The organism is Streptomyces sp. UF-297, from assembly GCF_058245575.1.
The window spans coordinates 1-25,389 of sequence record NZ_JBSIBZ010000075.1 but is presented as its reverse complement, the minus strand read 5'-3'; the positions used below and the strand labels follow the sequence as shown (position 1 = coordinate 25,389).

Here is a 25,389-nt window from a genome sequence, read left to right as displayed (position 1 = left end):
ACGATAACGGGTGATGCGGCGGGGCCCAAACCGATACCCGGACCAGGGCCTCCCGGCACCCCGCGCACACCGTGGGCCCGTACCGCGGCGTGCCGGTACGGGCCCACGGGCCGCAGAGGTGTCCCAGCGGCTCAGCAGCGCTTGGCCGTCGCCCCCTGGCTCGGCCGCGGGTCGCCGGGAGCGCGCAGCGTTGCGACGGCAGCGGTGCACTCCTTGGCCGTCTGCGCGGGCAGCGACCAGAACTCCTGGTCATTGGTGTCGTTCCACCAGTCCTGCCCGACGACCTCGTCGCGGGAGTAGCTGTACACACCCGTACTGACGTCGTAGTCCTTCACCTTGTCGCGGAAGCTCTTCCACACCCACACATAGCCGTAGTTGGCCTTGCACGTGGGCGAGTAGAACTGCTTCACGGACGCGGCGTGCGCTCCGCTCCTGTCGATGTAGGCCGTGGCCCCGATCTGGTACGCGTCCGAGCAGACCCCCGCGGCCGTGGCCCTGGCGCTTCTGGGGTTTCCGTCGGCGGAGGGAGCGGTGGAGCGGGAGGCGGTCTTCTGGGCGTCGGGAGAGGGAGCGGGGCCGGTGCCGGCCAGCGCCGAGCCGGCACCGAGCAGGACGAAGGCGCAGGCTGTGGTGGCTATCGCGGTCTTGCGGGCTCGCATGGTGGTGGTTCCCCCTTGCTCGTCGGTACGGACATCCGCCCTCCCATAGCGCCACAGAGCACCATAAATCGCCGCCCATAGCTACAGAGATCCCCATAAGCGTGATGAAGCCTCAGGGAGGAAGGGTTGGGGCGTTTCCGTCTACAAGGTCAGACAGCCCGAGTGCCCGAATGGTTGTGGCAGGGAACACATTTGCTTGGACCGGCCCCGCGCGCCGCGGCCCCGGGCATGCGACAGGGCCCCCGGCCTGCGGAAAACCGCCGGACGGGGGCCCTGTCGGGAAATCTGTGACCCGAGGCCGGTGCCTCAGTTCTTCTGGATCTGGTCGAAGCTCAGCTCGACCGGGGTCTCGCGGCCGAAGATCTCCACGAGGCCCTTGACCTTCTTGGAGTCGGCGTTGATCTCGTTGATCGTGGCCTGCAGCGTGGCGAACGGGCCGTCGGTGACGGTGACCGAGTCGCCCACCTCGAAGTCCAGCACCTGGACCTCGACCTTGCGCTGCGGCGCCGGCTTGCCCTCGGCCTCGGCGGCCTCCTTGGCGGCCTTCTCCTCGGCCTCCGGGGCGAGCATCTTGACGATCTCGTCCAGGGTCAGCGGGTACGGGTCGTAGGCGTTGCCCACGAAGCCGGTGACGCCCGGGGTGTTGCGCACCACGCCCCAGGACTCGTTCGTCAGGTCCATGCGCACCAGCACGTAGCCGGGGAGCTTGTTCTGGCGGACGGTGCGGCGGTCGCCGTTCTTGATCTGGACGACCTCTTCCTGCGGCACCTCGGCCTGGAAGATGTAGTCCTCGACGTTCAGCGAGACGGCGCGCTGCTCGAGGTTGGTCTTCACGCGGTTCTCGTAGCCCGCGTAGGTGTGGATGACGTACCACTCACCGGGCAGGGTGCGCAGTTCCTCGCGGAGGGCGGCGATCGGGTCGACCGGCTCCTCCTCCACGGCGTCCTCGGCAGCCTCGTCCTCGGCGGCAGCCTCGTCGGCGTCCTCGACGTGCACCGCGGCCTCTTCGGCGGGCTCGCCGGCGGCAGCGTCCTCGGCGTCGAGCTCGTCCACGCCGTCGGCGTTCTCGACGACCTCCTGCGCGCCCTCTTCGTCAGCGATGGCCGCAGCGTCGCCCTCGACCTCGGCCGAGGCAGCCGCGTCCACGTCGGCCTCTGCGGCCGCGACGGGCTCGGCGGCGTCGTTCAGGTTCGGGTCAGACACTTGGCTGCTTCTTCCTGGCTACAAGGGGTTGAACATGCAAAGGGGCGCCCGCTGAGGCGCCCTTCGCGGGATCATCCAAAGACGTACTCGACGACCTTGTTGAATCCCAAGTCAATCACGGTTACGAGACCGATGACGATGACGACGAAGACGATCACCACGGTGGTGTACGTCGACAACTGGCCGCGAGTGGGCCAGACGACCTTGCGAAGCTCGGCGACGATCTGCCGGTAGAAAAGGCCGAGGCGCGCGAGCGGGCCCTTCTTGCCGCGCTTGCCGCCGCGACGAGGCTTCTTCGACTCTGTGGCCTCGTCTTCGGAACGACCGCGCTCAGGCATGTCGATGGAGCCCAGGGCGTCCGTCACTCGTCCTCACCTGAATCCGGGTCGTGGCCGTGCCGCGCCCGGTAGAGCCGCACGGCGGTGCAATGCAGTACGTACGCGTGCACGCACCTCGCGGACGAGGTGCGTGTAGCAGGGCCGGAGGGACTTGAACCCCCAACCGCTGGTTTTGGAGACCAGTGCTCTACCAATTGAGCTACGACCCTTTGTGGTTCCCCAACCTACCGCATGCGCCGCACTTCACTAAGTGTGGCAATGACTGCGGCTCGTAAGGGGCCAACGGTCGATGAGTGTACGTGCTTCACGCCCTTCCGTCGAACAGAAAGGACTTGGCGTATCCCTTCAAACCCATGTGCCAGGCCTCTTCGGGGTCTGGGACGATGCAGACATGAGCGCTGCTACCCCTTCCGCAACCCTCCCCACCGAGCGCCGGGTCTCGGCCCGGATCGGGTCGATCTCCGAGTCCGCGACCCTCGCCGTGGACGCCAAGGCCAAGGCCCTGAAGGCCGCCGGGCGCCCGGTGATCGGCTTCGGTGCCGGCGAGCCGGACTTCCCCACGCCCGACTACATCGTCGAGGCCGCCGTCGAGGCCTGCCGCAACCCGAAGTTCCACCGCTACACCCCGGCGGGCGGCCTGCCCGAGCTGAAGGCCGCGATCGTCGAGAAGACGCGCCGGGACTCCGGCTACGAGATCGAGGCCGCCAACGTCCTGGTGACCAACGGCGGCAAGCAGGCCATTTACGAGGCGTTCGCCGCGATCCTGGACCCGGGTGACGAGGTCATCGTCCCGGCTCCGTACTGGACCACCTACCCCGAGTCGATCCGGCTGGCGGGCGGCGTGCCGGTGGACGTGGTCGCCGACGAGACCACCGGCTACCGCGTGTCCGTGGAGCAGCTGGAGGCGGCGCTCACGGACAAGACCAAGGTCCTGCTGTTCGTCTCGCCGTCCAACCCGACCGGCGCGGTCTACACCCGCGCGCAGGTCGAGGAGATCGGCCGCTGGGCCGCCGAGAAGGGCCTGTGGGTCCTGACCGACGAGATCTACGAGCACCTGGTCTACGGCGACGCCGAGTTCTCCTCGCTGCCGGTGGCCGTGCCGGAGCTGCGCGAGAAGTGCATCGTCGTCAACGGCGTGGCCAAGACGTACGCGATGACCGGCTGGCGGGTGGGCTGGGCGATCGGCCCCAAGGACGTCATCAAGGCCGCGACCAACCTGCAGTCGCACGCCACCTCCAACGTCTCCAACGTGGCGCAGGTCGCGGCGATCGCGGCGCTGACCGGTGACCTGACGGCCGTCGAGGAGATGAAGGTCGCCTTCGACCGGCGCCGCAAGACCATCGTGCGGATGCTCAACGAGATCGAGGGCGTGCTGTGCCCCGAGCCGGAGGGCGCCTTCTACGCGTACCCGTCGGTCAAGGGCCTGCTGGGCAAGGAGATCCGGGGCAAGCGGCCGCAGACCAGCGTGGAGCTGGCCGAGCTGATCCTGGAGGAGGCCGAGGTGGCGGTCGTACCGGGCGAGGCCTTCGGCACCCCCGGCTACCTGCGTCTTTCCTACGCGCTGGGCGACGAGGACCTGGTCGAGGGCGTCTCGCGGATCCAGAAGCTGCTGGCGGAGGCGACGGCGTAGGCCCGCGCCGCACGCGCAGCGGTGCGGGCCCCGGGGTGCTTCCCCGGGGCCCGCACCCACTTTCGGGCGGGCATTCGTTCAGGGTGTTCACGAAAAGCCCCTACCGGGGCGGCAGGTGCGTACGGCAAGATCTGGGAATGGCGAGTGTTCGTAATATCCGGGACCTGCCCAAGGCCCATCTGCATCTGCACTTCACTGGCTCGATGCGCCCTTCGACGCTGCTGGAGCTCGCCGACAAGTACGGAGTCCACCTCCCCGAGGCGCTGAGCAGCGGTGAGCCGCCCCGGCTGCGGGCCACCGACGAGCGCGGCTGGTTCCGCTTCCAGCGGCTGTACGACATCGCGCGCTCCTGCCTGAGGTCGCCCGAGGACCTGCGCCGGCTGGTGCGCGAGGCGGCCGAGGAGGACGTACGAGACGGCTCGGGCTGGCTGGAGATCCAGGTCGACCCGACCTCGTACGCGCCCCGGCTGGGCGGGCTGATCCCGGCGCTGGAGATCATCCTGGACGCGGTGGAGAGCGCCTCCCGGGAGACCGGTCTGGGGATGCGGGTGCTGGTCGCGGCCAACCGTATGAAGCACCCGCTGGACGCGCGGACGCTGGCCCGGCTGGCGGTGCGCTTCGCCGACCGCGGCGTGGTCGGCTTCGGGCTCTCCAACGACGAGCGGCGCGGCTTCGCGCGCGACTTCGACCGGGCGTTCGCGATCGCCCGGGACGGCGGGCTGCTGGCGGCGCCGCACGGCGGTGAGCTGTCGGGCCCGGCGAGCGTGCGGGACTGCCTGGACGATCTGCACGCGGGCCGGATCGGGCACGGCGTGCGCGCCGCCGAGGACCCCGTGCTGCTGCGCAGGCTGGCCTCGCGCGGGGTGACCTGCGAGGTGTGCCCGGCCTCCAACGTGGCCCTCGGGGTGTACGAGAAGCCGGAGGACGTACCGCTGCGGACGATGTTCGAGGCGGGAGTGCCGCTGGCGCTGGGCGCCGACGACCCGCTGCTGTTCGGCTCGCGGCTGGCGGCGCAGTACGAGATCGCGCGCGAGCACCACGGCTTCACGGACGCCGAACTGGCCGAGCTGGCACGGCAGTCGGTGCGCGGCTCGGCCGCCCCCGCGTCCGTACAGGAAAAGCTGCTGAGCGGGATCGACGACTGGCTGGCTAGCTGATCCCCCGTACGAGGGTGCGGGCCAGGGCGCGGGCGAACTCCTCGATGGGCGGCGGCGGGTGCGGGCCCTCGGCGTCGTAGACGAAGGCGCGCTGGGCGCAGGCGCCGAGCAGCAGTGAGGCGGCCGCGTGGGGGTCGGCGGCGGCGTCGATGCGGCCGGCCCGCTGTTCGGCGCGCAGATAGCCGTCCAGCCCCTGGATGGGCTTGTAGGGGCCGGTGTCCAGCTCCCGCATGGTCGCCTCGTGGCGCTTCTTGAGCCGGTTCTCGGCGTAGAGCGAGGAGGCGATCGGGAAGCTCTGCTCGTAGAAGAGCGCGGCCTCGCGGGCGATCTCGGTGAGGTTCTCCTCGACGCTGCGCTCCCCCGGCTCGGCGGCGAGCCTGCGCAGCAGCGGGGCGAGCGGCGGCAGCCGTTCGCCGAGCACGCTCACGAACAGGTCCTCCTTGCTCGCGAAGTGCTTGTAGAGCGCGGCCTCCGAGCAGCCCGCCTCCTTGGCGATCGCCTTGGTGGTGGCGCGGGCGAGGCCGATGTCGCGCATCAGGCCGTGGGCCGCGTCCAGGATGCGCTCCCTGGTCGGTCTGGTCTCGCCGGTCGGCTTCGGCATGTTCGCTCCGTCCCGCTTGACTAGTGAGTGGGCACTTACTCACTCTAGTGGTGAGTGAACACTTACCCACCTGGAGGTGCGGCCATGCGGCTCACGGTTTTCGGTGCGACCGGCGGGATAGGACAGGAGATCGTCCGGCAGGCCCTGGCAGCGGGACACCAGGTCACAGCGGTGGTACGGGACCCGGCGCGGCTGCCGGTCACCGGCGAGGGGCTGGAGATCTGCACGGCCGATTTCGCCGACGCGCAGGCGCTGGGCGCGGCGGTGGCCGGCCGCGACGCGGTGCTCTCCGGCCTGGGCGCGCGCAAGCCCAAGGACGCCCGCGGGGGCATCGCGGCCAACCTCACGCGCCCGGTTCTGCGGGCGCTCGAAGAGACGGGCACCCGCCGTTTCCTGGCGGTCAGCGCGGGGCCGCTGGCAGCCGAGCCCGAGGGGCAGTCCTTCGCGTACCGGCGGGTGCTGTCACCGGTGATCAAGACGGTGCTGAAGGACGTGTACGCGGATCTGGCCGTGCTGGAGGCCGAGATCCGCGGCAGCTCGGCGCACTGGACGGTGGTGCGGCCGCCGCGGCTGCTGAACCGGCCCGTGACGGGGGTCTACCGCACCTCGCTCGAGGTGAATCTGCGGGGCGGCAGCAGTATCGGGCGGGCCGATGTGGCGCACGCGATGCTGGCGATGATCGATGACCCGGCCGTGGTGAAGCGGGCCGTGTCGGTGGCGTACTGAGGCGCCCACCGGCTGTGGCTGGGGCGGGAGGGAGCGGCTGGACGCCGGTGGTCGTCCGCTGTGCCAGCCCGTCCCGCCTTGCGGGACGCTCTCCCACAGCGGGGCGCGAGCCTCAGATTGCGCAGCCGACCGTCACCGGCTCGTTGACCAAGGTGACCCCGAAGGCCGCCCGCACGCCGTCGCGCACCTCGCGGGCCAGCGCGAGCAGGTCCCCGGTGCTCGCGCCGCCACGGTTGGTGAGCGCGAGGGTGTGCTTGCCCGAGATGCGGGCCGCCCCCTCCCCGTACCCCTTGGTGAAGCCGGCCTTGTCGATGAGCCAGGCCGCGGAGATCTTCACCTGCCCCTCCCCCGCCGGGAAGGCGGGCGGTGCGACATCCGGGCCCAGCCGCTCGGCGACCCGGACCAGGAACGCCTCGTACTCCTGCGCCGAGAGGATCGGGTTGGTGAAGAAGGAGCCCGCCGACCAGGTGTCGTGGTCCTCGGGGTCCAGGACCATGCCCTTGCCCGCGCGCAGCTTCAGCACGGTCTCGCGGGCCGCGGCGGCCGGCACCCGGTCGCCGGGCTCGACGCCCAGGACGCGGGCCGTCTCGGCGTACTTGATGGGCGCGGACAGGCCGCCCGCGTCCTCCAGCTCGAAGCGGACGCGCAGGACCACGTAGCGCTCCGGGTCGGCCTTGAAACGGCTGTGGCGGTAGGAGAAGCCGCAGTCGGCGGCCGGGATCGTCACGACCTCGTCCGCGCGCCGGTCGTAGGCGACGACCTCGGTGATCGTGGAGGCGACCTCCTGGCCGTACGCGCCGACGTTCTGGATCGGGGTGGCGCCCGCCGAACCGGGGATGCCGGCCAGGCACTCGATGCCCGCCAGGCCCGCTTCGACGCTGCGGGCGACCGCGTCGGACCAGTTCTCGCCGGCTGCCAACTCCAGCTTCGTACCGCTGAGTTCGAAGCCGGTGGTGGCGATGCGCAGGGCGGTGCCGGGGAAGCCCTCGTCGGCGATGACCAGGTTGGAGCCGCCGCCGATGAGCAGCAGCGGGTCCCCCGCCGCGTCGGCCTCGCGGACGGCGGCGATCACCTCGTCGTCCGTGGTGGCGGTGACGAGCCGGGCTGCCGGGCCGCCGAGGCGGAAGGTGGTCAGGGGGGCGAGGGGGGCACCGAGTTCTGCGTGAAGTTCCTGCACGCGCTCCAGGGTACGGGGACGGCCCCGCCGGTCCTGGCGGGGCCGTGCCGGGCAGTGCGTCAGGCCAGCGTGACCACGGCGCGGGACATGCCCAGCACCTTCTGGCCCGCGCTCATCGCGGTCAGGTCGACCCGGACCGTACGAGCCTGGTCGTCCAGCTTGGCCGCGACCTTGGCGCTGACCTCGATCAGCGCGCCGGTGTCGTCGTTGGGGACGACGACGGGCTTGGTGAAGCGGACGCCGTACTCGGTGACGGCGGCCGGGTCGCCGGTCCAGTCCGTCACCACGCGGATCGCCTCGGCCATGGTGAACATGCCGTGCGCGATCACGTCCGGGAGGCCGACCTCTTTGGCGAACTTCTCGTTCCAGTGGATCGGGTTGAAGTCACCGGAGGCGCCCGCGTACTGGACGAGGGTGGCGCGCGTCACAGGGAAGGACTGCGCCGGCAGCTCGGTGCCGACCTCGACGTCGTCGTAGGAAATCTTCGCGGTCATCGCTCTCAGGCCTCCTCGTCGGCGGCGCGGGACACCAGCTTGGTGAAAGCCGTCACAACGTGCTGCCCCGCCTCGTCGTGGACCTCGCCGCGGACGTCGATGATGTCGTTGCCCGCCAGGGACTTGATCGACTCGATGGTGGACGTGACGGTGAGACGGTCACCGGCGCGCACCGGCCGGGTGTAGGCGAACTTCTGGTCGCCGTGCACCACGCGGCTGTAGTCGAGACCCAGCTCCGGGTCGTCCACGACGTGTCGCGCGGCCCGGAAAGTGATCGCAAACACAAAAGTCGGCGGGGCGATCAGATCGGGATGACCGAGCGCCTTGGCCGCATCGACATCGGTGTAGGCGGGATTGGCGTCGCCGATCGCCTCGGCGAATTCGCGGATCTTCTCCCGGCCGACCTCGTACGGAGCGGTGGGCGGGTACGTACGCCCCACAAAGGACTGGTCGAGCGCCATGAGCGCGCTTCCTCCCTGGTATTGATCACTTCAACGCCGCGAGGCCGCCCCCACGAATGGGGACGGCCTCACGAACGAGCCTTTGTTATCGCGTCTCGCGGTGCGCGGTGTGCGAGTTGCAACGAGGGCAGTGCTTCTTCATCTCAAGACGGTCCGGGTCGTTACGCCGGTTCTTCTTGGTGATGTAGTTCCGCTCCTTGCACTCCACGCAGGCCAGCGTGATCTTCGGGCGGACGTCGGTGGCAGCCACGTGAGTGCTCCTTGACGGACGGTGGACGGATGAACGCAGAAAAGAGTAGCCGATCGAAGGACCGACCCCACAATCGGCTACTGTCAGTAGCGGTGACCGGACTTGAACCGGTGACACAGCGATTATGAGCCGCTTGCTCTACCGACTGAGCTACACCGCTGTGATGCGAGGGGGTCCCGCCCGAAGGCGGGAACCTCACACATCAGAGCCCCAATACGGAATCGAACCGTAGACCTTCTCCTTACCATGGAGACGCTCTGCCGACTGAGCTATTGGGGCGAGCGATGAAGACATTACACGGCTCGCCGCCAAAGGTGAAATCCGTATCGGAGGGCTGCCTCAACGGCCCCTCGCACCACACCGGTACGACTATTCCGCGCCTGCTCGAAGGTCCCCGGAGCGCCCCCTAGGCTCGGACCACGCTGCGTGATCTTGCACGCCCCGGCCCTTCGAGGAGCGCGATGTCCGACAGCAGTCAGCCGCAGCCCAGGAAGCCGGGCGATGCCGCCGGCGGCGGGGCCGACGAGGGTGCGCTGGTGCTGTGCGGGGCCCGGCTGTCCGACGGGCGCACCGTGGACGTACGGCTGGGCGGCGGCCGCATCGAGGCCGTGGGGACCGCCGGCAGCCTCGCCCCCCAGGGCGCGCGGGTGAGCCTGGGCGGCTACCTCCTGCTCCCCGCCCCCGCCGAGCCGCACGCGCACTGCGACACCGCGCTGACCGCGGACTGCGACGGCCCCGCCTCCAGCGCCTTCGAGGACGTGCAGCGCCGTACGACCGAGGCGGCGCTGCTCCAACTGGGCCATGGCGCGACCGCGTTGCGGACCCACGTCCGTATCGGCGATGTGTCCGGGCTCAGGTCGCTGGAAGCGGTGCTCCAGGCACGGCGGTCGCTGGGCGGGCTGGCCGAGCTGGCGGCGGTCGCGGTGCCGCGGCTGCTGACCGGCGCGGCCGGCGCCGACGGCCTGGCGATGCTGCGGGACGCGGTGAAGATGGGCGCCTCGGTCATCGGCGGCTGCCCTGACCTGGACCCCGACCCCGCGGGCTATGTCGAGGCGGTCCTGGAGGTCGCGGGCGAGTACGGCTGCGCGGTGGATCTGCACACGGACGGTGACGACCCGGCGCGGCTGGCCCGTTTCGCCGCGATGGCCGGCGGGCTGCGGCCCGGCGTGGCGATGGGCCCGTGCGCGGGGCTGGGGCGGATGCCGCAGGACGTGGCGGGCCGGGCCGCCGAGCAGCTGGCGGCGGCCGGGGTCACGGTGGTGTGCCTGCCGCAGGGCGACTGCGCGGGCCTGGAGCGCGGCGCGGCGCGGGTGGCCGGCGCCGCGCCCGTACGGCTGCTGCGGGCGGCCGGGGTACGGGTGGCGGCGGGCAGCGGCGCGCTGCGTGACGCCGCCAACCCGGTGGGCCGCGGCGACCCCCTGGAGGCCGCCTACCTGCTGGCCTCACGCGGCGAGCTGTCCCCCATGGCGGCGTACGAGGCGATCAGCTCGGCGGCACGGGCGACGCTGGGCCTGCCCCCCGTCCGCGTGGAGGCGGGCTTCCCCGCCGAACTGCTCGCCGTACGCGGCGAACGCATCGAAGCGGTGCTCTCCCTCGCGTACAGCCGCATCGTCATCCACCGGGGCCGCGTCGTGGCCCGCACCAGTGCGGTCCGCGAATACTGCGACTCCGCGGCGACGGTGGCCCTCGACCTGCCGCGCCAGTCCCAGCGCTGAGCGCTCCTCGCGGGGCGTGGAAACGCAGCCATGAACCCGCGGGGGCAGAGCGCACCCGAGCCACATCGGCCCCCTCCCCACTCCACAACGGGAGGCGAGGGGCCGGAGCGGGTGGGTGTCCGGGCGTAAAGCGCAGCAGCCCGGACAACCACCCGCGCAGGCCCCTCGCCGCACCCCGACCGCCCCGCGCAGCGGCACCGCCCGCCGCAGGCGCAACGGCGCCGCCCCCTGCCTCAAGACACCAGCACCGACCAGCGGCCCGGGCAAAGCGCAGCGCGGACGCGTACGGTCGGGATCATGCGCATTGTCATCGCAGGAGGACATGGTCAGATCGCGCTGCGGCTGGAGCGGCTGCTGCACGCGCGAGGGGACGAGGTCGCGGGCATCATCCGCAGGCCGGAGCAGGCCGGGGACCTGCTGGCCGCGGGCGCCGAACCGGTGGTGTGCGATCTGGAGTCGGCCGCGGTCGGGGACGTCGCGCGCCATCTGGAGGGCGCGGACGCCGCGGTCTTCGCGGCCGGGGCCGGACCGGGCAGCGGCGCGGAGCGGAAGGACAGCGTGGACCGCGGTGCCGCGGCGCTGTTCGCCGACGCGGCCGAGGCGGCGGGCGTACGGCGCCTGATCGTGGTCTCGTCGATGGGCGCGGACCGTGAGCCGCCACCGGGCACCGATCCGGTCTTCGCCGCGTACCTGCGGGCCAAGGGCGCCGCCGACGAGGACGTACGGGCCCGGCCGGGCCTGGACTGGACGATCCTGCGCCCTGGCCGCCTGACGGACGAGCCGGGCACCGGACTGGTGACGCTGGCCGCGTCCACGGGCCGCGCGGAGGTCACCCGGGACGACGTCGCGGCGGCGCTGGCCGCACTGCTGGACGAGCCGCGTACGGCCGGGCTGACGCTGGAGCTGATCGGCGGGGAGACGCCGGTGGAGGAAGCCGTACGGGCGCTGGCCAAGGGCTGAGACCGACGTGGGCGGGGCGCGCGGCACCGGATCGGTGACGCCCGCCCCGCTCCGTAGGCCGGACCCGTAGGACCGGCCCGTACGGCCGACCCATCGGGCCGGACGCGGGGCCCGTCCCCTAGGGGCCCGCCCTACGCACCCTGATCGCCCCGCGTACGGGCCTGCCGGGCCTGCCACCGGCGCAGCATCAGCTGTGTGCAGGCGACCCGCTCCAGTCCGATCAGCGCCCCGGCCAGCGCGCCGGGCCGCTTGAGCGACGTACGGCGCAGCTTGTGGGCCACCACGCGCTCGGCGACCAGGATTCCGGCGGATACGGCCAGCTCGGCGACGTCGGCGCGGTCCAGCTCGGGGCAGTGGCAGCCCGCCGCCTCCCCGGCCTTCGGCTCGGCCGCCGCCTTGGCCCGCGGCTGTGCGCCGCGCGGGAAGACGTCCTCGCGGATCTCGGGGCGGCACAGCACCGCGGCCGAGACCGCCGCGGTCCCCAGCACGGACACCGTCCGCAGGACCCGCCGCGGCCGTCCCTCAAGGTCCTTGGCGGCGTATCCCGCGTACCCCACCAGCCCCGTCGCCACCGCCAGCACCGGCCCCGGCACCTTGCCCACCGCGTCGGCCACCACTCGCACCACTGCCGCCATGCCCACCCCTCGCTTGTCCCGCACCTGCTGTGCACTTCTGCACCGCCAGACGCCTCTCGCCTGACGTTCACCGAACGTAACAGAGGCCACAAAGCTGGCCTGTTGGGGCGGAAGGGCGGGAGACGAGCCGCGGCAGAACGGGGGGGCGCGGAACGGGGTGCGCGGAACGGTGCGCAGCGGTCCGGTGCAATGCGGCGGAAATGCGAAAGGCCCCCATTTTCATGGGGGCCTTTCGGTTGAGCTGTGGCGGCGCCAGGATTCGAACCTGGGAAGGCTGAGCCGGCAGATTTACAGTCTGCTCCCTTTGGCCGCTCGGGCACACCGCCTGGGTTTGTTGGTCACGGAGCCGCTTTCGGCGGTGTTCCGTGGCAACGACGTAAACCATACCCGATGGGTAGGGGTGCTTCGCCACTCGATTCGCCGCCGCCCGATCGCGGGAGGGGTGGCTAGGCTTGCGGGACGGTCCGGGATGGGCCGTACCCCTGACGGATCTACGTACGAGGAGCCAACTCAACATGGCCGACTCCAGTTTCGACATCGTCTCGAAGGTCGAGCGGCAGGAGGTCGACAACGCCCTCAACCAGGCCGCCAAGGAGATCTCGCAGCGCTACGACTTCAAGGGCGTGGGCGCGTCGATCGAGTGGTCGGGCGAGAAGATCGAGATGCGGGCGAACGCCGAGGAGCGCGTGAAGGCCGTCCTCGACATCTTCCAGTCCAAGCTGATCAAGCGCGGAATCTCGCTGAAGGCGCTGGACGCGGGTGAGCCGCAGGCCTCCGGCAAGGAGTACAAGATCTTCGCCTCGATCGAGGAGGGGATCTCGCAGGAGAACGCGAAGAAGGTCGCCAAGATCATCCGCGACGAGGGCCCGAAGGGCGTCAAGGCGCAGGTGCAGGGCGACGAGCTGCGGGTCAGCTCGAAGAGCCGGGACGACCTGCAGGCGGTGCAGCAGCTGCTCAAGGGCAAGGACCTGGACTTCGCGATCCAGTTCGTGAACTACCGGTAGTTTCCTGGACGTTCACAGTGGTCGGCCGGGGCGGTGCGCTGGAGCGCGCCGCCCCGGCGGCGTTTCGGAGGCGGGGCGGGCGGTGGCCGCAACTCGCTTGACCTCAAGCGCAGTTGATGTTCGAGGATGGGCGCATGACTTCGAACTCCGGTTTCTTGAGGGACGTACTGCCCGAGGTGCGCCGGGCGGGCGTGGGCACCGTACTGATGAGTGAGTGGGACGCGGGGAGTCCCGGGCGGCAGCGGGAGGTGATGGCGAAGGTCGCCGAGGCGTGGGAGCGCACGCCGCTGCCGGAAGCCTTTGTCTCGCGGGTCTCCTTGGCCGGTACGGACGGCAGGACCGTGCTGAACTACGCGCAGTGGACGCACGACGCGGCGTACGAGGAGTTCGTGCACAGCGAGGGTTCGGGGCTGCGGGAGCGGGTCAGGGCCGCGCTGGGGGACCTGGAGAATCCCGGCCCCGGCCGCTACCGGCTCTATCGCAGCATGCTGCGGCCGGAGGAGCGGCCGACGGGGTGCGTCGTGCGGGTGGCCATCGAGACGCCGGACGAGGACGCGGCGCGCAAGGCCGTGGACGCGCTGCTGGAGCTGTTCGGCGGCGAGCAGCCGCACCCCGGCGGGATCTCGTCCAACTTCCTCATCAGCGAGGACGGCACCCGGGTGGTCAACTACAGCGAGTGGACCGATGCCGCCTCGCACCAGCGCGTCGTGGAGACCCTCAACCAGCCCGGCACTCCGGCGATGAGCGTGCTGGAGGGCATCCCGGGGGTGCGTCCTGTCGGCTTCAAGCGGTTCGAGGGGGTGCGGGGGATCGTCCGGGCGTGAGAGGCGCCGGACGCTCCGGGGCGCGGTCGCGCCAGCCGATGCGGCGGCCGCGCAGCCGGGCGAGTACGACGAGGACCGCGGCGGCGAGCAGGAGGTAGGCGGGGACGAGGAGGGCCGCGTCCGGCGAGAGGATCTCGGCGGACCAGCCGGCGCCGCGCTGCCGGCCGAAGAAGGTGACGCGGTTGACGGTCAGGAAGGTCAGGTGCAGGGCGATGCCGGTCCACAGGGACCCGGTGGCCGCGCGGGCGATCAGCAGGGCGAAGCCGAAGACGGCCATGAGGAAGAGGTAGGCGAAGGGGTCCTCGCCCGGCGGTACGAGGCCCGGGCTGCGCAGCGGGCCGCCCAGGAGGGCGGTGACGGCGCACTGGACGGCGTTGGAGAGGGCGGGGACGGCCATGAAGAGCAGCGTGGTGCACCCGAAGGCCGTCCAGCGGCGGAGCCTGGCGTTCAGGGAGCCGTAGACGTAGCCGCGCAGGGCCAGTTCCTCGGGGACGGCCTCCAGGGCCAGGGCGATCAGCGCGTTCACGGCGAGGTACGTGAGCAGGCGCGGGGCGTCCAGCGGGCCCCAGCGCAGCCATCCGGCGGCGGTCCCCAGAGCGAGCAGCGCGGCCGCCGAGCCGCCGGTGACCAGCAGGCCGAGGCCGAAGGAGCGCAGGCTGCGGGCGGGGCCCGTCAGGCCGAGGCCGGCCGCCGGGAGCCGGTCGGCGCGCAGGCGCAGCAGCAGGACCAGGGGGACGGCGATGCCGCCGCACAGGACGGCGGTCAGGGCGAGGCGGGCGGTGCCGTCGACGCCCAGGCGCAGGTGGGCGAGCTCACCGAGGGCGCCGGCGGTGCCCAGGGCGAAGGCCATGACCAGCGTGCCGAGCAGGGCGCGGCCCAGGGCCGTGCGGAGGGCGGCGGGCGCCGGCCGGGCGGTGACTGTGGTGGCGGTGGCCTGGGTCATGAGCTCCCCCGTTTTTTTCGGTCGACTGCACTAAAAAGTAGACGCGGCGGGACCCGGACGCACGTCATTATCGGTGGGGGCCCGTCGGTGAGGGCCTGTCCGCCCGCTGTCTTGGCGGGGGCGTACCGTACTTGGCCGCTGCCCGCCGTCCCCGTGCCCGTCACCGTCACCGTCCCGGAGGAGCCGTGCCGAAGATCGTCGACCATGCGCAGCGCAGGCGGGAGCTGGCGTCCGCCGTGTGGCAGGTCGTCCGCGAGCGCGGCGTACAGGGGGCGTCGCTGCGCGCCGTGGCCCGGCAGGCGGGCTGGTCGCCCAGCTCGGTGCAGCACTACTTCACCAGCCAGGGCGAGCTGCTCGACTTCGCCATGGAGGTCGTCTTCGACCTGGTCGAACAGCGGCTGGCGCACTACGAGCCGCCCGCCGACCCGCGCGCTGCGGCGTCGGCGCTGCTGGAGCAGATCCTGCCGGTGGACACCCCGTCGCTGACGGCGAACGAGGTGTGGGTGGCGTTCTTGGCCCGGGCGCTGGTGGACCCGGCCGCGCGCCGGCTCAACGCCGAGGGCAGCCGGCGGATCGAGCAGCTGTGCCGGACGGTGGTCGGGCTGCTGGCCGAGGCCGGGCAGCTGGCGCCCCGTACGGACACAGAGCTGGAGACGGCCCGGCTGCACGCCCTCTTCGACGGCATCGCCCTGCACGCGGTCACCGATCCCGAGCGGATGCCGCCCGCCCGTATGCGGCAGATCGTCGAGCGCCATCTGGACGGCCTGGGCGGCCCGCTCCCCGCGCCGGGCCAGGGGGCTTCGGGCCGCCCGTGACGGCCCTGCCGCGCTCGCCCGTGACGGTCCTGCCGCGTTCGGGCCGCCGTCGTCAGCGGGTGGCGAAGGGCTGGTCGGTGGGGACTATCTCGCGGCCCAGCGGCATCAGGGAGATCGGGATCATCTTGAAGTTGGCGATGCCGAAGGGGATGCCGATGATCGTGATGCACAGCGCGAGGCCCGTGATGATGTGCCCCAGCGCCAGCCACCAGCCCGCGAAGACGATCCAGATGACATTGCCGACCGCCGAGCCGACACCGGAGTCGCGGCGCTCCACGGTCGTCCGGCCGAACGGCCACAGGGCGTAGCCCGCGATCCTGAAGGACGCTATGCCAAAGGGAATGGTCACGATGAGGATGCAGCAGATCAGGCCCGCCACGACGTAGCCGATCGCCAGCCACAGGCCGCTCAGGACGAGCCAGATGATGTTGAGGAGGAACTTCATGAGCGGCAGCCTTCCACGGGCACACAGGAGATGGTCTCTGTCCCGGTAGACGCTCCCGGGCCGGTGAAACGTTGCACCGTCGCGGGGCGCGGGGGCGCTCAGGGGCGATTGCCCGCCATCTGTTCCAGGCGGGTGATGCGCTCGCGCATCGGGGGGTGGGTGGAGAACAGCTTCGACATGCCCTCGCCGGCCCGGAAGGGGTTGGCGATCATCATGTGGCTGGCGGTCTCGATGCGCGGCTCGGGCGGCAGCGGGAGCTGCTGGGTGCCGGACTCCAGCTTGCGCAGGGCGGAGGCCAGGGCGAGCGGGTCGCCGGTGAGCCGGGCTCCGGTGGCGTCGGCGGCGTACTCGCGGGAGCGGCTGACGGCGAGCTGGATCAAGGTGGCCGCGAGCGGGCCGAGGATCATGATCAGGAGCATGCCGAGGAAGCCGGGGCCCTCGTCGTCGTCGGAGCGGCCTATGGGGATCAGCCAGGCGAAGTTGACCAGAAACATGATCACGGAGGCGAGGGCGCCGGCGACGGAGGAGATGAGGATGTCGCGGTTGTAGACGTGGCTGAGCTCATGGCCGATGACGCCGCGCAGCTCGCGCTCGTCCAGCAGGTTCAGAATGCCCTCGGTGCAGCAGACCGCGGCGTTGCGCGGATTGCGGCCGGTGGCGAAGGCGTTGGGGGCCTGGGTCGGGGAGATGTACAGGCGCGGCATGGGCTGGCGGGCGAGGGTGGAGAGCTCGCGCACCATGCGGTAGAGCTGGGGTGCCTCGAATTCGCTGACGGGGCGGGCGCGCATGGCCTTCAGCGCCAGCTTGTCGCTGTTCCAGTACGCGTAGGCGTTGGTGCCCAGAGCGACGACGACCGCGATGATCAGTCCCGTACGGCCGAAAAAACTGCCGATGGCGATGATGAGTGCGGACAGCCCCCCGAGGAGGACTGCGGTCCTGAGCCCGTTGTGCCGGCGGTGCACGGTACGCCCTCCAAGTGGTGCGGCAGGGGAACCCTTTGCTGGTCTTCTCCACTTTCCAGTGGATCCTTCCTGACTGGTCAACGCCAGATGAAGGGAGCTAGTTCCCTTGTGCACGCGCGAACGCGTACGCCCGTACGAGTGGGCGTGCCCGTGCTGGGCGGGGATGGGGCGGCAGGGGCCGCCGTGGGTTACAGGAGCGCGCCCGCGGCGAAGCGCAGGACGAGCTGCGGGGCGCCGGAGAGGGCGATGCCGAGGACGGCGGCGAGGGTGATGGCGGTGGCCAGGGCGGCCGGGACGCGGGGGCGCTCGGCGGGGGCCTGCGCCGGTGCCTGCTCCGCTCCCGCCGGAGCCTGTGCCGCCTCGGGTGCGCGGAAGAGGACCGCGGTCCACTGAAGGTAGTAGTAGAGCGCGATGACGACGTTCGCGGCCATGACGACGGCGAGCCAGCCCAGGCCCGCGTCGACGGCCGCGGAGAAGACCGTGACCTTGGCGAACAGGCCGATGATGCCCGGCGGCAGGCCCGCCAGGCACAGCAGGAAGAAGCCGAGGCTGAGGGCGGCGAGCGGGCGGCGGGCGTACAGGCCGCGGTAGTCGGTGATGCGGTTGGCCGGGGCCGTACGGGCGACGAGGGCGGCGACGGCGAAGGCGCCGAGGTTCACGGCCGCGTACATCAGGGCGTAGGCGACGGTGGAGCCCACGGCGTGCGCGGGATCGTCGGCGTATCCGGCGGCGGCGATGGGGACCAGGAGGTAGCCGGCCTGGCCGACGGAGGACCAGGCCAGCAGGCGGACCGCACTGTGGGCGCGGTCGGGGCGCTGGCGCAGGGCCGCGACGTTGCCCGCCGTCATGGTCAGCGCGGCCAGTACGGCGACGGCCGGGCCCCACACGTCCGCGTACGAAGGGAAGGCCCGGACCGTGACGAGGATCAGGCCCGAGAAGCCGACGGCCTTGCCGACGACGGAGAGGTAGGCGGCCACCGGGAGGGGGGCGCCGACGTAGGTGTCGGGGACCCAGAAGTGGAAGGGGACGGCCGCGGTCTTGAAGGCGAAGCCGACCAGGGTCAGGACGGCGCCCGCCTTGGCCAGGGTGGCCAGTTGGGGGTCGGTGGTGGTCAGGGCCTCGGCGACCTGGGCCAGGTGCAGGCTGCCGGTGGCGGCGTACAGGAAGCTGACGCCCAGGAGCATGACCGCGGTGGCGGTGACCGAGGACAGGAAGAACTTCAGGGCGGCCTCGGAGGAGAGGCGGTCGCCGCGCTTGAGTCCGACCAGGGCGAAGGCGGGCAGCGAGGCCACTTCCAGGGCGATGACCAGGGTGGCCAGGTCGCGGGAGGCGGGCAGCAGGGCGGCGCCGGCCGCGGAGGACAGCAGCAGGAACCAGAACTCGCCCGTGGGCAGGCCCTGGTCCTTGACGGGGTCGACGGACAGCAGGGCGGTGACCAGCGCGCCCGCCAGCACCAGGAATTGGATGACCAGGGCGAAGTGGTCGGCGGTGTAGCTGCAGACGTCGGGCTCGGCCGTGAGGCAGAAGGTGGAGCGGTCGCCGTCCAGGAGGGGGAGCAGCGAGAGCCCGGCCAGGACCAGGCCCGCCAGCGCGATCCAGCCCAGCAGGTGCTTCCTGCCGGCGGGCAGGAAGAGGTCGGTGACCAGGATGATCAGCGCCACTACGGCGGTGATGGTGGGCGGGGCGATGGCGAGCCAGTCGACGGACTGGACCAGGGAGCTCATCAGTTGCCTCCTCTGAGGAGCTGCTGGACGGCCGGGTCGGTGAGGCCGAGGAGGGCCGCGGGCCAGAGTCCGGCGAGGACGGTGAGGGCGGCGAGGGGGGTCCAGGACGCGTACTCGTAGGTCCGGATGTCGGGGATCGCCGGGGCGGGTGCGGCCGCCGGGTTCAGGGGGGCCGCCGGGGCGAGGGGGGCCGCCGGGGCGTTCTCGGCCGTCTCCTTGGCGCCCATGCAGACGCGGCGTACGACGACGAGCAGGTAGGCGGCGGTGAGCAGGGTGCCGATGCCCGCCATGACCATGAAGGTGAGGAAGGCGGGGCGGCTGAGGCCGTCGGCGGGCTTGAAGGCGCCGAACATGGCGAGCATCTCGCCCCAGAATCCGGCGAGTCCTGGCAGGCCGAGGGAGGCGACGGCGCCGAAGGCGAGGAGGCCGCCGAGGCGGGGCGCCCGGCCGTACAGGGCGGCGCCCGTGGTGCCCGCGAGCCGGTCCAGGTCGCTGGTGCCGTAGCGGTCCTTGAGGGCGCCGACCAGGAAGAAGAGGAGGCCGGTGATCAGGCCGTGCGCGATGTTGGCGAACAGCGCGCCGTTGACGCCGGTGGGGGTCATGCTCGCGATGCCGAGCAGGACGAAGCCCATGTGGCCCACCGAGCTGTAGGCGATCAGGCGCTTGAGGTCGCCCTTGGCGCCGCGTCTGGCCAGGGCCAGGCAGGCCAGCGAACCGTAGATGATGCCAACGGCGGCGAAGGCGGCCAGGTAGGGCGCGAAGGTGTGCATGCCGTCGGGCGCGATGGGCAGGGCGATGCGGACGAACCCGTACGTGCCCATCTTCAGCAGGACGCCGGCCAGCAGGACGGAGCCGACGGTGGGGGCGGCGGTGTGGGCGTCGGGCAGCCAGCTGTGCAGCGGCCACATCGGGGTCTTGACGGCCAGTCCGATGCCGATCGCGAGCACGGCCAGCAGCTGAACTGTGTGGCTGAGCTGGGATTTCGGGCCGTTGTCAGTGGCGAGTGCCACCATGTCGAATGTGCCGGACTTCAGGCCGATCAGCAGGAGGCCGAGCAGCATGACGACGGAGCCGAGGAGGGTGTAGAGGATGAACTTCCAGGCGGCGGCCCGCCTTTGGTCGCCGCCCCAGCGGGCGATGAGGAAGTACATCGGGATGAGGACCATCTCGAAGGCGAGGAAGAAGAGCATCAGGTCCAGGACGGCGAAGGTGGCGAGGGTGCCGGCCTCCAGGACCAGGAGCAGGGCCACGAATGCCTTGGGTGACGGGCCCGTTGGCAGGTGGAAGTAGGAGTAGAGCGCGCACAGGAAGGTCAGCAGCGCGGTCAGGACGAGCAGGGGGAGCGAGATGCCGTCGACGCCGAGGTGGATACGGATGTCCAGCGCCGGGATCCAGCTGATATCGGTCTGAGCCTGCATCGCGGCCGGGGTGTCGTGGTCGAAGCCGGCCGCCAGGGCGATGGAGGCGGCCAGGACGACGCCGGTGACGGTGACGCCGTGGCGCAGCACCGCCTGGTCGGGGTTCTTGCCCTTGAGCCCGGGCGGTGCCGGCAGGAGGGCTGCGACGGCGCCGATCAGGGGGAGCACGACGAGGGCGGCGAGGAGGATCTGCAGGGCGGTGTGAGACACGGTCAGGCTCCCGTTCCCGTGGCGACGAGGACGGCGGCGACGGCCAGCACGAGCGAGCCCGCGAGGAGTGCGCCGAGGTAGGTCTGCACATTGCCGGTCTGGGCGCGGCGGACGGCGGCGCCCAGCCAGCGGGGTGCGGTGCCCGCTCCCCGTACGTAGGTGTCCACGACCTCGCGGTCCAGGAAGCGCACGAGCTGGGCGGCGGCGCGTACGGGCCGTACGAACACGGCGGCGTAGACGGCGTCGAGGTGGAAGCCGGTGGCCGCGTGGCGGTGCAGCGGGCCGAGCAGGAGGCGGCCGGGGTCTGCGGGGTCCGGGGCACTGGCGATGTCGCCGTACGCGGAGGTGTGGGTGGCGATGGCCTCTTCCTCGGAGACCGCGGGGGCGGCGTCCGGGTCGGTGGCCACGGCCCCGATGGGGGTACGGGCGGCGAGCGCCGTGGTGTGGCGCCAGGCGGCGTAGGTGACCAGGACGCCGACCAGGGCCACGCCCGTGCCGAGGACGGAGGTGGTCAGGGTCGGGGTCAGCGAGCGGCCGTCGAACCAGTCGGGCAGGAGGGGGGTTGCCAGGCCGAGCGCGGCGGTGGGGACGAACAGCACCCACAGCACCGCGTTCATGACGATCGGCTGCCTGCCGTGGTCGGGAGCCTGCTGTATGGCCGGGCCGAGTGCCTTGCCGTGGAAGGCCAGCAGCCACAGGCGCATCGCGTAGGCGGCAGTGAGGAGGGCGGTGAGCAGTCCGGCGATCAGCACGGTCCAGCCGGCGGCGGTGGGGACGGCGCCGAGCGCGCCGTGCACCTGGCCGGTGGCGGCGTGTTCGGCGGCGCCCAGGACGGCTTCCTTGGAGAAGAAGCCGGCGAACGGCGGGATGGCGGCGAGTGCCAGGAGCGCGACGGTCATCGTCCAGTAGGCGTCGGGGATGCGCTTGGCCAGGCCCGTCATACGGGACATGGCCGCCAGCGAGTTGGTGCCGGCGGCGTGGATGATCACGCCGGCGCCGAGGAAGAGCAGGGCCTTGAACGCGCCGTGCGACAGGAGGTGGAAGACGGCGGCGCCGCGGTCGCCGACGGCCAGCGCGCCGGTCATGTAGCCGAGCTGGCCGACCGTCGAATAGGCCAGGACGCGCTTGATGTCGTCCTGGGCCAGGGCGGCGAGCGCGCTGCCGACCATGGTGACGGCGGCCATGACGGCGAGGACGACCAGGGCGGCGGCCGAGGCCGCGAAGACGGGCAGGAGACGGGCGACGAAGTAGACGCCGGCCGCGACCATGGTGGCGGCGTGGATGAGGGCCGAGACCGGGGTCGGGCCCGCCATCGCGTCGGGCAGCCAGGTGTGCAGCGGGAACTGCGCGGACTTGCCCGCCACGCCCGCCAGCAGCAGGAGCGCGATGAGGGTGGGGTGGTCCAGGCCGCCGACGGCGACGGTCTTGAGGATGCCGGTGATGCGGAACGTACCCGCGTCGGCGGCGAGCGCGAAGATGCCGATCAGGAAGGGGACATCGCCGAGCTTGGTGACGAGGAAGGCCTTCAGGGAGGCGGCGCGGGCGGCCTCGGTCTCCCAGTAGTGGCCGACCAGGAAGTACGAGCAGATGCCCATGATCTCCCAGCCGACCAGCAGCACCATCAGGTCGCCGGAGTAGACGACCAGCAGCATGGCGGCGGTGAACAGGGAGACCAGGGCGGCGTAGGAGGGGTAGCGCGGGTCGTCGCGCAGATAGCCCGTGGAGTAGATCTGCACGCTGCAGGCGACGACGCCGACGAGGACGGCGACCAGGGCGGCGAAGCCGTCGATGTGCAGGGCCAGGTCGATGGGGACCGAGCCGGTGGGGGTGAGCCGGGTCGCGGCGTCCAGGGGGGCCGTACCGCTGCCCGCTCCCCCGCCCTGGCGGACGGCGACGGCGATGGCCAGCGCGGTCGCGGCCAGGGTCGGCAGGATCGCCAGGGGGCGGACGAAACCGGGGGCGCGGCGGCCCAGGAGCAGGCCGAAGGCGGCGCCGAGGAACGGCAGAAGGGGTACGAGGACGGCGGCGGTGGTCGTGGTCGTCACGCGGCGGCCTCCGCCTGGTGGTGCGGCTGACGGGCGGCGATCTCGTGCTCGCCGTCGTCCGGCTCCGGGCGCTCGGCGAGGTCGGTGAGCTTGTCGACGTCGGAGCTGCCGCGGTTGCGGTACACCAGCAGCACGATCGCCAGGCCGATGCCGATCTCGGCGGCGGCGACGGCGATGGTGAACAGGGTGAGGGCCTGGCCCGCGTGGAGCTTGTCGCGCAGCCAGACGTCGAAGGCGACGAGGTTGAGGTTGACGGCGTTGAGCATCAGCTCGACGGACATCAGGACCAGGATCGCGTTGCGGCGGGCGAGGACGCCGTACAGGCCGACGCAGAACAGGAGGACGGCCAGGACGGCGGGATAGGCGAGATGCATCAGCGCGTCTCCTTCGCGGATGCACGGGCGGTCTCGGTCTTGTGTTTGCGCGACAGCACGATCGCGCCGACGAGCGCGGCGAGGAGCAGGACGGACAGCGCCTCGAAGGGCAGCACCCAGTGCTGGAAGAGGCTGCGTCCGGAGACCTCGGTGGAGCCCTGGACGGCGCCGTCCAGGTCGATCCAGGTCGTACGGAAGGCGTCCACGACGACCCACACCAGCAGTCCCGCGGAGGCGACGGACACGGCGAGGGCGGCCCAGCGGTTGCCCGAATCGGCGTCCGGGGAGCGGCCGATGGGGGCCTTGGTGAGCATCAGTCCGAACAGGAGGAGCACGACGACCGAGCCGACGTAGATCAGCACCTGGACCCAGGCGATGAACTCCGCGGTCAGCAGGAGGTACTCCACGGCGATCCCGCCGAGGGCCACCACCAGCCACAGGGCGGCGTGCACCAGCTGCTTGGTGGTGACGGTGACCACGGCCGCGCCGAGGGTGACGATGCCGACGAGGAGGAAGGCGATCTCGATACCGGTGGGCGAGAGGAAGCCGTGCTGGGCCGCGGCGGCGAGCGTCACGCTTCCTCCTTCGGGAGCTTCGGGTAGTTCGAGTGCGGCGGGGACTGCTGGGGCTGAGGGGGCTGCTGGGCGGCTGCCGCCTCCGCGGCCTGCTGGGCGGCGAGCTTGTCCGCGGCCTTGCGGGCGGCGGCGACCTCCTTGGGCTCCTCGGCCCCCGGGTCCAGCGCGGGCGGCTCGGGCACCGTCCACATCCACTCGCGCAGCTTGTCGCGCTCGTGGGTCAGGTCGTGGATGTCGGTCTCGGCGTACTCGAACTCCGGGGACCAGAACAGCGCGTCAAAGGGGCAGACCTCGATGCAGATACCGCAGTACATGCACAGCGAGAAGTCGATGGCGAAGCGGTCCAGCACGTTACGGCTGCGCTCGCGGCCGCCGGGGGCGGCGGGCGGCACCGTCTCCTTGTGGGAGTCGATGTAGATGCACCAGTCCGGGCACTCGCGGGCGCACAGCATGCAGACCGTGCAGTTCTCCTCGAACAGCCCGATCACGCCGCGGGTGCGGGGGGCGAGGTCGGGCTGGACCTCCGGGTACTGCTCGGTGACCGAGCGCTTCGTCATCGTACGAAGGGTGACGGCCAGGCCCTTGGCGAGGCCGCTGCCGGGGATGCCCATTACGAGATCACCACCTTGACGACGCCGGTGAGGGCGATCTGGGCGAGGGCGAGCGGGATCAGGACCGTCCAGGCGAGCTTTTGCAGCTGGTCCTCGCGCAGCCGCGGGTAGCTCACCCGCAGCCAGATGACGCCGAAGGCGAGGATCGCGGTCTTGAGCAGCGTCCAGAGCCAGCCCAGTCCGTCGGCGCCGAACGGGCCGTGCCAGCCGCCCAGGAACAGGACGGAGGTCAGGGCGCACAGCACGACGATGCCCGCGTACTCGGCGAGCAGGAAGAGCGCGAAGCGCAGCCCGGTGTACTCGGTGTACGCACCGAAGATGATCTCGGAGTCGGCGACCGGCATGTCGAACGGCGGGCGCTGCAGCTCGGCCAGGCCCGCGGTGAAGAAGACCAGGCCGCCGACGATCTGCCAGGGCACCCACCACCAGTGGAAGGCGTCGAGGATGCCCGGCAGGGAGACGGTCCCGGCGGCCATGGCGACCGAGGCGGCGGCCAGCAGCATCGGCAGTTCGTACGCCATGAGCTGCGCGGCCGTACGCAGACCGCCCAGCAGCGAGAACTTGTTGGCCGAGGCCCAGCCCGCCATCAGGGAGCCGAGGACCCCGACGCCCATGACGGCGAGCACGAAGAAGATGCCCGCGTCGACGGCCTGCCCGACGGCGTTGTCCGGGCCGATCGGGATGGCGATCAGGACCAGGAGGTAGGGCAGCAGGGCGACGGCGGGGGCGAGCTGGAAGATCCGCCGGTCGGCGCCGGCCGGGACGACGTCTTCCTTCTGCGCGAACTTCACGCCGTCGGCGACCAGTTGGGCCCAGCCGTGGAAGCCGCCCGCGTACATGGGGCCGAGGCGGCCCTGCATGTGCGCCATGACCTTGTGCTCGGTCTGGCCGACCAGGAGCGGGAAGACCAGGAAGACGACGAAGACGGCGATGAGGCGCAGGGCGATGTCCAGGGCGTCGCTCATGGGGCGCTCCCGCCTCCTGTCGTGGTGTCGGGGTCGGTGCCGGGGTCGGGGTCGGCGGGGTCGGGGGTGTCGGGCTGGGGCGGGGCTTGCTTGGGCGCGGCGGGCCTGGGAGTGGAGTCCTTGGGCTCCGCTTCCTCAGATGGGGCGGCCTTGGGCCCGGCCTCCTCAGGTGCGTTGTCCTTGGGTGCTTCGCCCTTGGGTGCTTCGCCCTTGGGTGCTTCGCCCTTGGGCGCTTCGTCGAAGGCCGGGCGGGCGTGGTGCCAGGGGGCGTCCGAGGAACGCTTCGAGGCTTCCGTACCGGGCTGCTCGCCGCCGGGAGTGTGCTCGCCGGGGCCCGCCGCGCGCTGGCTCGCCGAGCCCTGGCTCGCCGAACGGGAGCGGCGCGGAGCCGAGGCGCCGGGGGCCGGGGCACCGGGAGCCGGGGCATCCGGCGCGTCTCCCGCGCCCGCTGCCTGCGCGCCCGCAGCC

The 25,389-nt window shown here is 71.6% G+C and carries 27 protein-coding genes, 4 tRNA genes and 1 pseudogene; 8 read left to right on the top strand and 24 right to left on the bottom strand.

Features of this window, described 5'->3' with window-relative positions:
• Positions 1-131: 131 nt before the first annotated feature.
• The 4 genes from AC4IJH_RS32580 to AC4IJH_RS32565 all read right to left on the bottom strand — a co-directional run bounded on the left by AC4IJH_RS32580 (position 132) and on the right by AC4IJH_RS32565 (position 2,409).
• Positions 132-659: a hypothetical protein gene (locus AC4IJH_RS32580; protein ID WP_490855531.1), complete on the bottom strand. Its 528-nt coding sequence runs from the start codon at positions 657-659 to the stop codon at positions 132-134.
• 306 nt (positions 660-965) lie between these two features.
• Positions 966-1,862, bottom strand: a complete 897-nt coding sequence (nusG, locus tag AC4IJH_RS32575) for a transcription termination/antitermination protein NusG (protein ID WP_490855530.1) — start codon at positions 1,860-1,862, stop codon at positions 966-968.
• Between the two features lie 71 nt (positions 1,863-1,933).
• Positions 1,934-2,227, bottom strand: coding sequence for a preprotein translocase subunit SecE (secE, locus tag AC4IJH_RS32570; protein ID WP_490855529.1), 294 nt, complete (start codon positions 2,225-2,227; stop codon positions 1,934-1,936).
• A gap of 109 nt (positions 2,228-2,336) precedes the next feature.
• Positions 2,337-2,409: transfer RNA gene (locus AC4IJH_RS32565), tRNA-Trp, on the bottom strand.
• 182 nt (positions 2,410-2,591) lie between these two features.
• On the opposite strand from AC4IJH_RS32565, the gene AC4IJH_RS32560 reads away from it, so the two are divergent.
• Positions 2,592-3,830: a pyridoxal phosphate-dependent aminotransferase gene (locus tag AC4IJH_RS32560; RefSeq protein ID WP_490855528.1), complete on the top strand. Its 1,239-nt coding sequence runs from the start codon at positions 2,592-2,594 to the stop codon at positions 3,828-3,830.
• Positions 3,831-3,967: 137 nt separating this feature from the next.
• The gene (locus AC4IJH_RS32555; RefSeq protein WP_490855527.1) at positions 3,968-4,987 is read left to right on the top strand and encodes an adenosine deaminase; all 1,020 of its coding nucleotides are present in this window, start codon (positions 3,968-3,970) and stop codon (positions 4,985-4,987) included.
• Here the strand turns inward: AC4IJH_RS32555 and AC4IJH_RS32550 are convergent.
• On the bottom strand, positions 4,980-5,588 hold the full coding sequence (locus tag AC4IJH_RS32550; RefSeq protein WP_490855526.1) for a TetR/AcrR family transcriptional regulator: 609 nt from the start codon (positions 5,586-5,588) through the stop codon (positions 4,980-4,982). The genes AC4IJH_RS32555 and AC4IJH_RS32550 overlap by 8 nt on opposite strands.
• An 84-nt stretch (positions 5,589-5,672) precedes the next feature.
• On the opposite strand from AC4IJH_RS32550, the gene AC4IJH_RS32545 reads away from it, so the two are divergent.
• Entirely contained in the window at positions 5,673-6,314 is a 642-nt protein-coding gene (locus tag AC4IJH_RS32545) for an NAD(P)-dependent oxidoreductase (protein ID WP_490855525.1), read from the top strand.
• A gap of 112 nt (positions 6,315-6,426) precedes the next feature.
• Here AC4IJH_RS32545 and AC4IJH_RS32540 read toward each other — a convergent pair whose 3' ends face one another.
• The 6 genes from AC4IJH_RS32540 to AC4IJH_RS32515 form a co-directional block, all read right to left on the bottom strand.
• A complete protein-coding gene (locus AC4IJH_RS32540; RefSeq protein ID WP_490855524.1) occupies positions 6,427-7,491 on the bottom strand; it encodes a UDP-N-acetylmuramate dehydrogenase in 1,065 nt (354 codons plus the stop codon).
• 59 nt (positions 7,492-7,550) lie between these two features.
• Positions 7,551-7,985: a MaoC family dehydratase gene (locus AC4IJH_RS32535; protein WP_490855523.1), complete on the bottom strand. Its 435-nt coding sequence runs from the start codon at positions 7,983-7,985 to the stop codon at positions 7,551-7,553.
• Between the two features lie 5 nt (positions 7,986-7,990).
• Entirely contained in the window at positions 7,991-8,446 is a 456-nt protein-coding gene (locus tag AC4IJH_RS32530) for an FAS1-like dehydratase domain-containing protein (RefSeq protein ID WP_490855522.1), read from the bottom strand.
• An 85-nt stretch (positions 8,447-8,531) separates the two neighbouring features.
• The gene (gene rpmG, locus AC4IJH_RS32525) at positions 8,532-8,696 is read right to left on the bottom strand and encodes a 50S ribosomal protein L33 (protein ID WP_006604855.1); all 165 of its coding nucleotides are present in this window, start codon (positions 8,694-8,696) and stop codon (positions 8,532-8,534) included.
• Positions 8,697-8,783: 87 nt separating this feature from the next.
• Positions 8,784-8,856, bottom strand: a tRNA-Met gene (locus tag AC4IJH_RS32520).
• A 46-nt stretch (positions 8,857-8,902) separates the two neighbouring features.
• A tRNA-Thr gene (locus tag AC4IJH_RS32515) sits at positions 8,903-8,975 on the bottom strand.
• Positions 8,976-9,157: 182 nt separating this feature from the next.
• On the opposite strand from AC4IJH_RS32515, the gene AC4IJH_RS32510 reads away from it, so the two are divergent.
• Together AC4IJH_RS32510 and AC4IJH_RS32505 are read left to right on the top strand one after the other, a co-directional pair.
• Positions 9,158-10,411 (top strand): amidohydrolase family protein, encoded by a 1,254-nt coding sequence (locus tag AC4IJH_RS32510; RefSeq protein WP_490855521.1) that lies wholly within the window; start codon positions 9,158-9,160, stop codon positions 10,409-10,411.
• Positions 10,412-10,708: 297 nt separating this feature from the next.
• Positions 10,709-11,371 carry an NAD(P)H-binding protein gene (locus AC4IJH_RS32505; RefSeq protein WP_490855520.1) on the top strand — a complete coding sequence of 221 codons (663 nt, stop codon included), beginning with the start codon at positions 10,709-10,711 and terminating at the stop codon, positions 11,369-11,371.
• A 131-nt stretch (positions 11,372-11,502) separates the two neighbouring features.
• On the opposite strand, the gene AC4IJH_RS32500 is transcribed toward AC4IJH_RS32505, so the two are convergent.
• Together AC4IJH_RS32500 and AC4IJH_RS32495 are read right to left on the bottom strand one after the other, a co-directional pair.
• Entirely contained in the window at positions 11,503-12,006 is a 504-nt protein-coding gene (locus tag AC4IJH_RS32500; RefSeq protein WP_490855519.1) for a hypothetical protein, read from the bottom strand.
• Positions 12,007-12,250: 244 nt separating this feature from the next.
• Positions 12,251-12,332: transfer RNA gene (locus AC4IJH_RS32495), tRNA-Tyr, on the bottom strand.
• A gap of 189 nt (positions 12,333-12,521) precedes the next feature.
• On the opposite strand from AC4IJH_RS32495, the gene AC4IJH_RS32490 reads away from it, so the two are divergent.
• Both AC4IJH_RS32490 and AC4IJH_RS32485 read left to right on the top strand, forming a co-directional pair.
• Positions 12,522-13,010 carry a YajQ family cyclic di-GMP-binding protein gene (locus AC4IJH_RS32490; RefSeq protein WP_030374096.1) on the top strand — a complete coding sequence of 163 codons (489 nt, stop codon included), beginning with the start codon at positions 12,522-12,524 and terminating at the stop codon, positions 13,008-13,010.
• Between the two features lie 134 nt (positions 13,011-13,144).
• On the top strand, positions 13,145-13,834 hold the full coding sequence (locus tag AC4IJH_RS32485) for an antibiotic biosynthesis monooxygenase (RefSeq protein ID WP_490855518.1): 690 nt from the start codon (positions 13,145-13,147) through the stop codon (positions 13,832-13,834).
• On the opposite strand, the gene AC4IJH_RS32480 is transcribed toward AC4IJH_RS32485, so the two are convergent.
• The gene (locus AC4IJH_RS32480) at positions 13,794-14,777 is read right to left on the bottom strand and encodes a CPBP family glutamic-type intramembrane protease (protein ID WP_490855517.1); all 984 of its coding nucleotides are present in this window, start codon (positions 14,775-14,777) and stop codon (positions 13,794-13,796) included. The two genes, AC4IJH_RS32485 and AC4IJH_RS32480, sit on opposite strands and share 41 nt — an antisense overlap.
• Positions 14,778-14,962: 185 nt before the next feature.
• On the opposite strand from AC4IJH_RS32480, the gene AC4IJH_RS32475 reads away from it, so the two are divergent.
• Positions 14,963-15,592 (top strand): TetR/AcrR family transcriptional regulator, encoded by a 630-nt coding sequence (locus AC4IJH_RS32475; protein ID WP_490855516.1) that lies wholly within the window; start codon positions 14,963-14,965, stop codon positions 15,590-15,592.
• Positions 15,593-15,644: 52 nt separating this feature from the next.
• Here AC4IJH_RS32475 and AC4IJH_RS32470 read toward each other — a convergent pair whose 3' ends face one another.
• The 10 genes and pseudogenes from AC4IJH_RS32470 to AC4IJH_RS32425 all read right to left on the bottom strand — a co-directional run.
• Positions 15,645-16,037 (bottom strand): YccF domain-containing protein, encoded by a 393-nt coding sequence (locus AC4IJH_RS32470; RefSeq protein WP_490855515.1) that lies wholly within the window; start codon positions 16,035-16,037, stop codon positions 15,645-15,647.
• A gap of 98 nt (positions 16,038-16,135) precedes the next feature.
• Positions 16,136-16,999, bottom strand: a complete 864-nt coding sequence (gene htpX, locus AC4IJH_RS32465; protein ID WP_490855514.1) for a zinc metalloprotease HtpX — start codon at positions 16,997-16,999, stop codon at positions 16,136-16,138.
• Between the two features lie 188 nt (positions 17,000-17,187).
• Complete coding sequence (locus tag AC4IJH_RS32460; RefSeq protein WP_490855513.1) at positions 17,188-18,723, bottom strand: NADH-quinone oxidoreductase subunit N; 1,536 nt, start codon at positions 18,721-18,723, stop codon at positions 17,188-17,190.
• Positions 18,723-20,351, bottom strand: coding sequence for a complex I subunit 4 family protein (locus AC4IJH_RS32455; RefSeq protein WP_490855512.1), 1,629 nt, complete (start codon positions 20,349-20,351; stop codon positions 18,723-18,725). Before AC4IJH_RS32455 ends, AC4IJH_RS32460 begins: the two co-directional genes overlap by 1 nt.
• Before the next feature lie 2 nt (positions 20,352-20,353).
• Positions 20,354-22,396, bottom strand: coding sequence for an NADH-quinone oxidoreductase subunit 5 family protein (locus tag AC4IJH_RS32450; RefSeq protein WP_490855511.1), 2,043 nt, complete (start codon positions 22,394-22,396; stop codon positions 20,354-20,356).
• Positions 22,393-22,770 (bottom strand): NADH-quinone oxidoreductase subunit NuoK, encoded by a 378-nt coding sequence (gene nuoK / locus AC4IJH_RS32445; protein ID WP_490855510.1) that lies wholly within the window; start codon positions 22,768-22,770, stop codon positions 22,393-22,395. Before nuoK ends, AC4IJH_RS32450 begins: the two co-directional genes overlap by 4 nt.
• Complete coding sequence (locus AC4IJH_RS32440) at positions 22,770-23,345, bottom strand: NADH-quinone oxidoreductase subunit J family protein (RefSeq protein WP_490855509.1); 576 nt, start codon at positions 23,343-23,345, stop codon at positions 22,770-22,772. Before AC4IJH_RS32440 ends, nuoK begins: the two co-directional genes overlap by 1 nt.
• Positions 23,342-23,956, bottom strand: coding sequence for a NuoI/complex I 23 kDa subunit family protein (locus AC4IJH_RS32435; protein WP_490855508.1), 615 nt, complete (start codon positions 23,954-23,956; stop codon positions 23,342-23,344). Before AC4IJH_RS32435 ends, AC4IJH_RS32440 begins: the two co-directional genes overlap by 4 nt.
• Complete coding sequence (locus AC4IJH_RS32430; RefSeq protein WP_490855507.1) at positions 23,956-24,921, bottom strand: complex I subunit 1/NuoH family protein; 966 nt, start codon at positions 24,919-24,921, stop codon at positions 23,956-23,958. The genes AC4IJH_RS32435 and AC4IJH_RS32430 overlap by 1 nt, the downstream gene beginning before the upstream one ends.
• A pseudogene (locus tag AC4IJH_RS32425) lies at positions 24,918-25,389 on the bottom strand (NADH-quinone oxidoreductase subunit C); the annotation flags it as partial. The gene AC4IJH_RS32430 and the pseudogene AC4IJH_RS32425, both read right to left, overlap by 4 nt.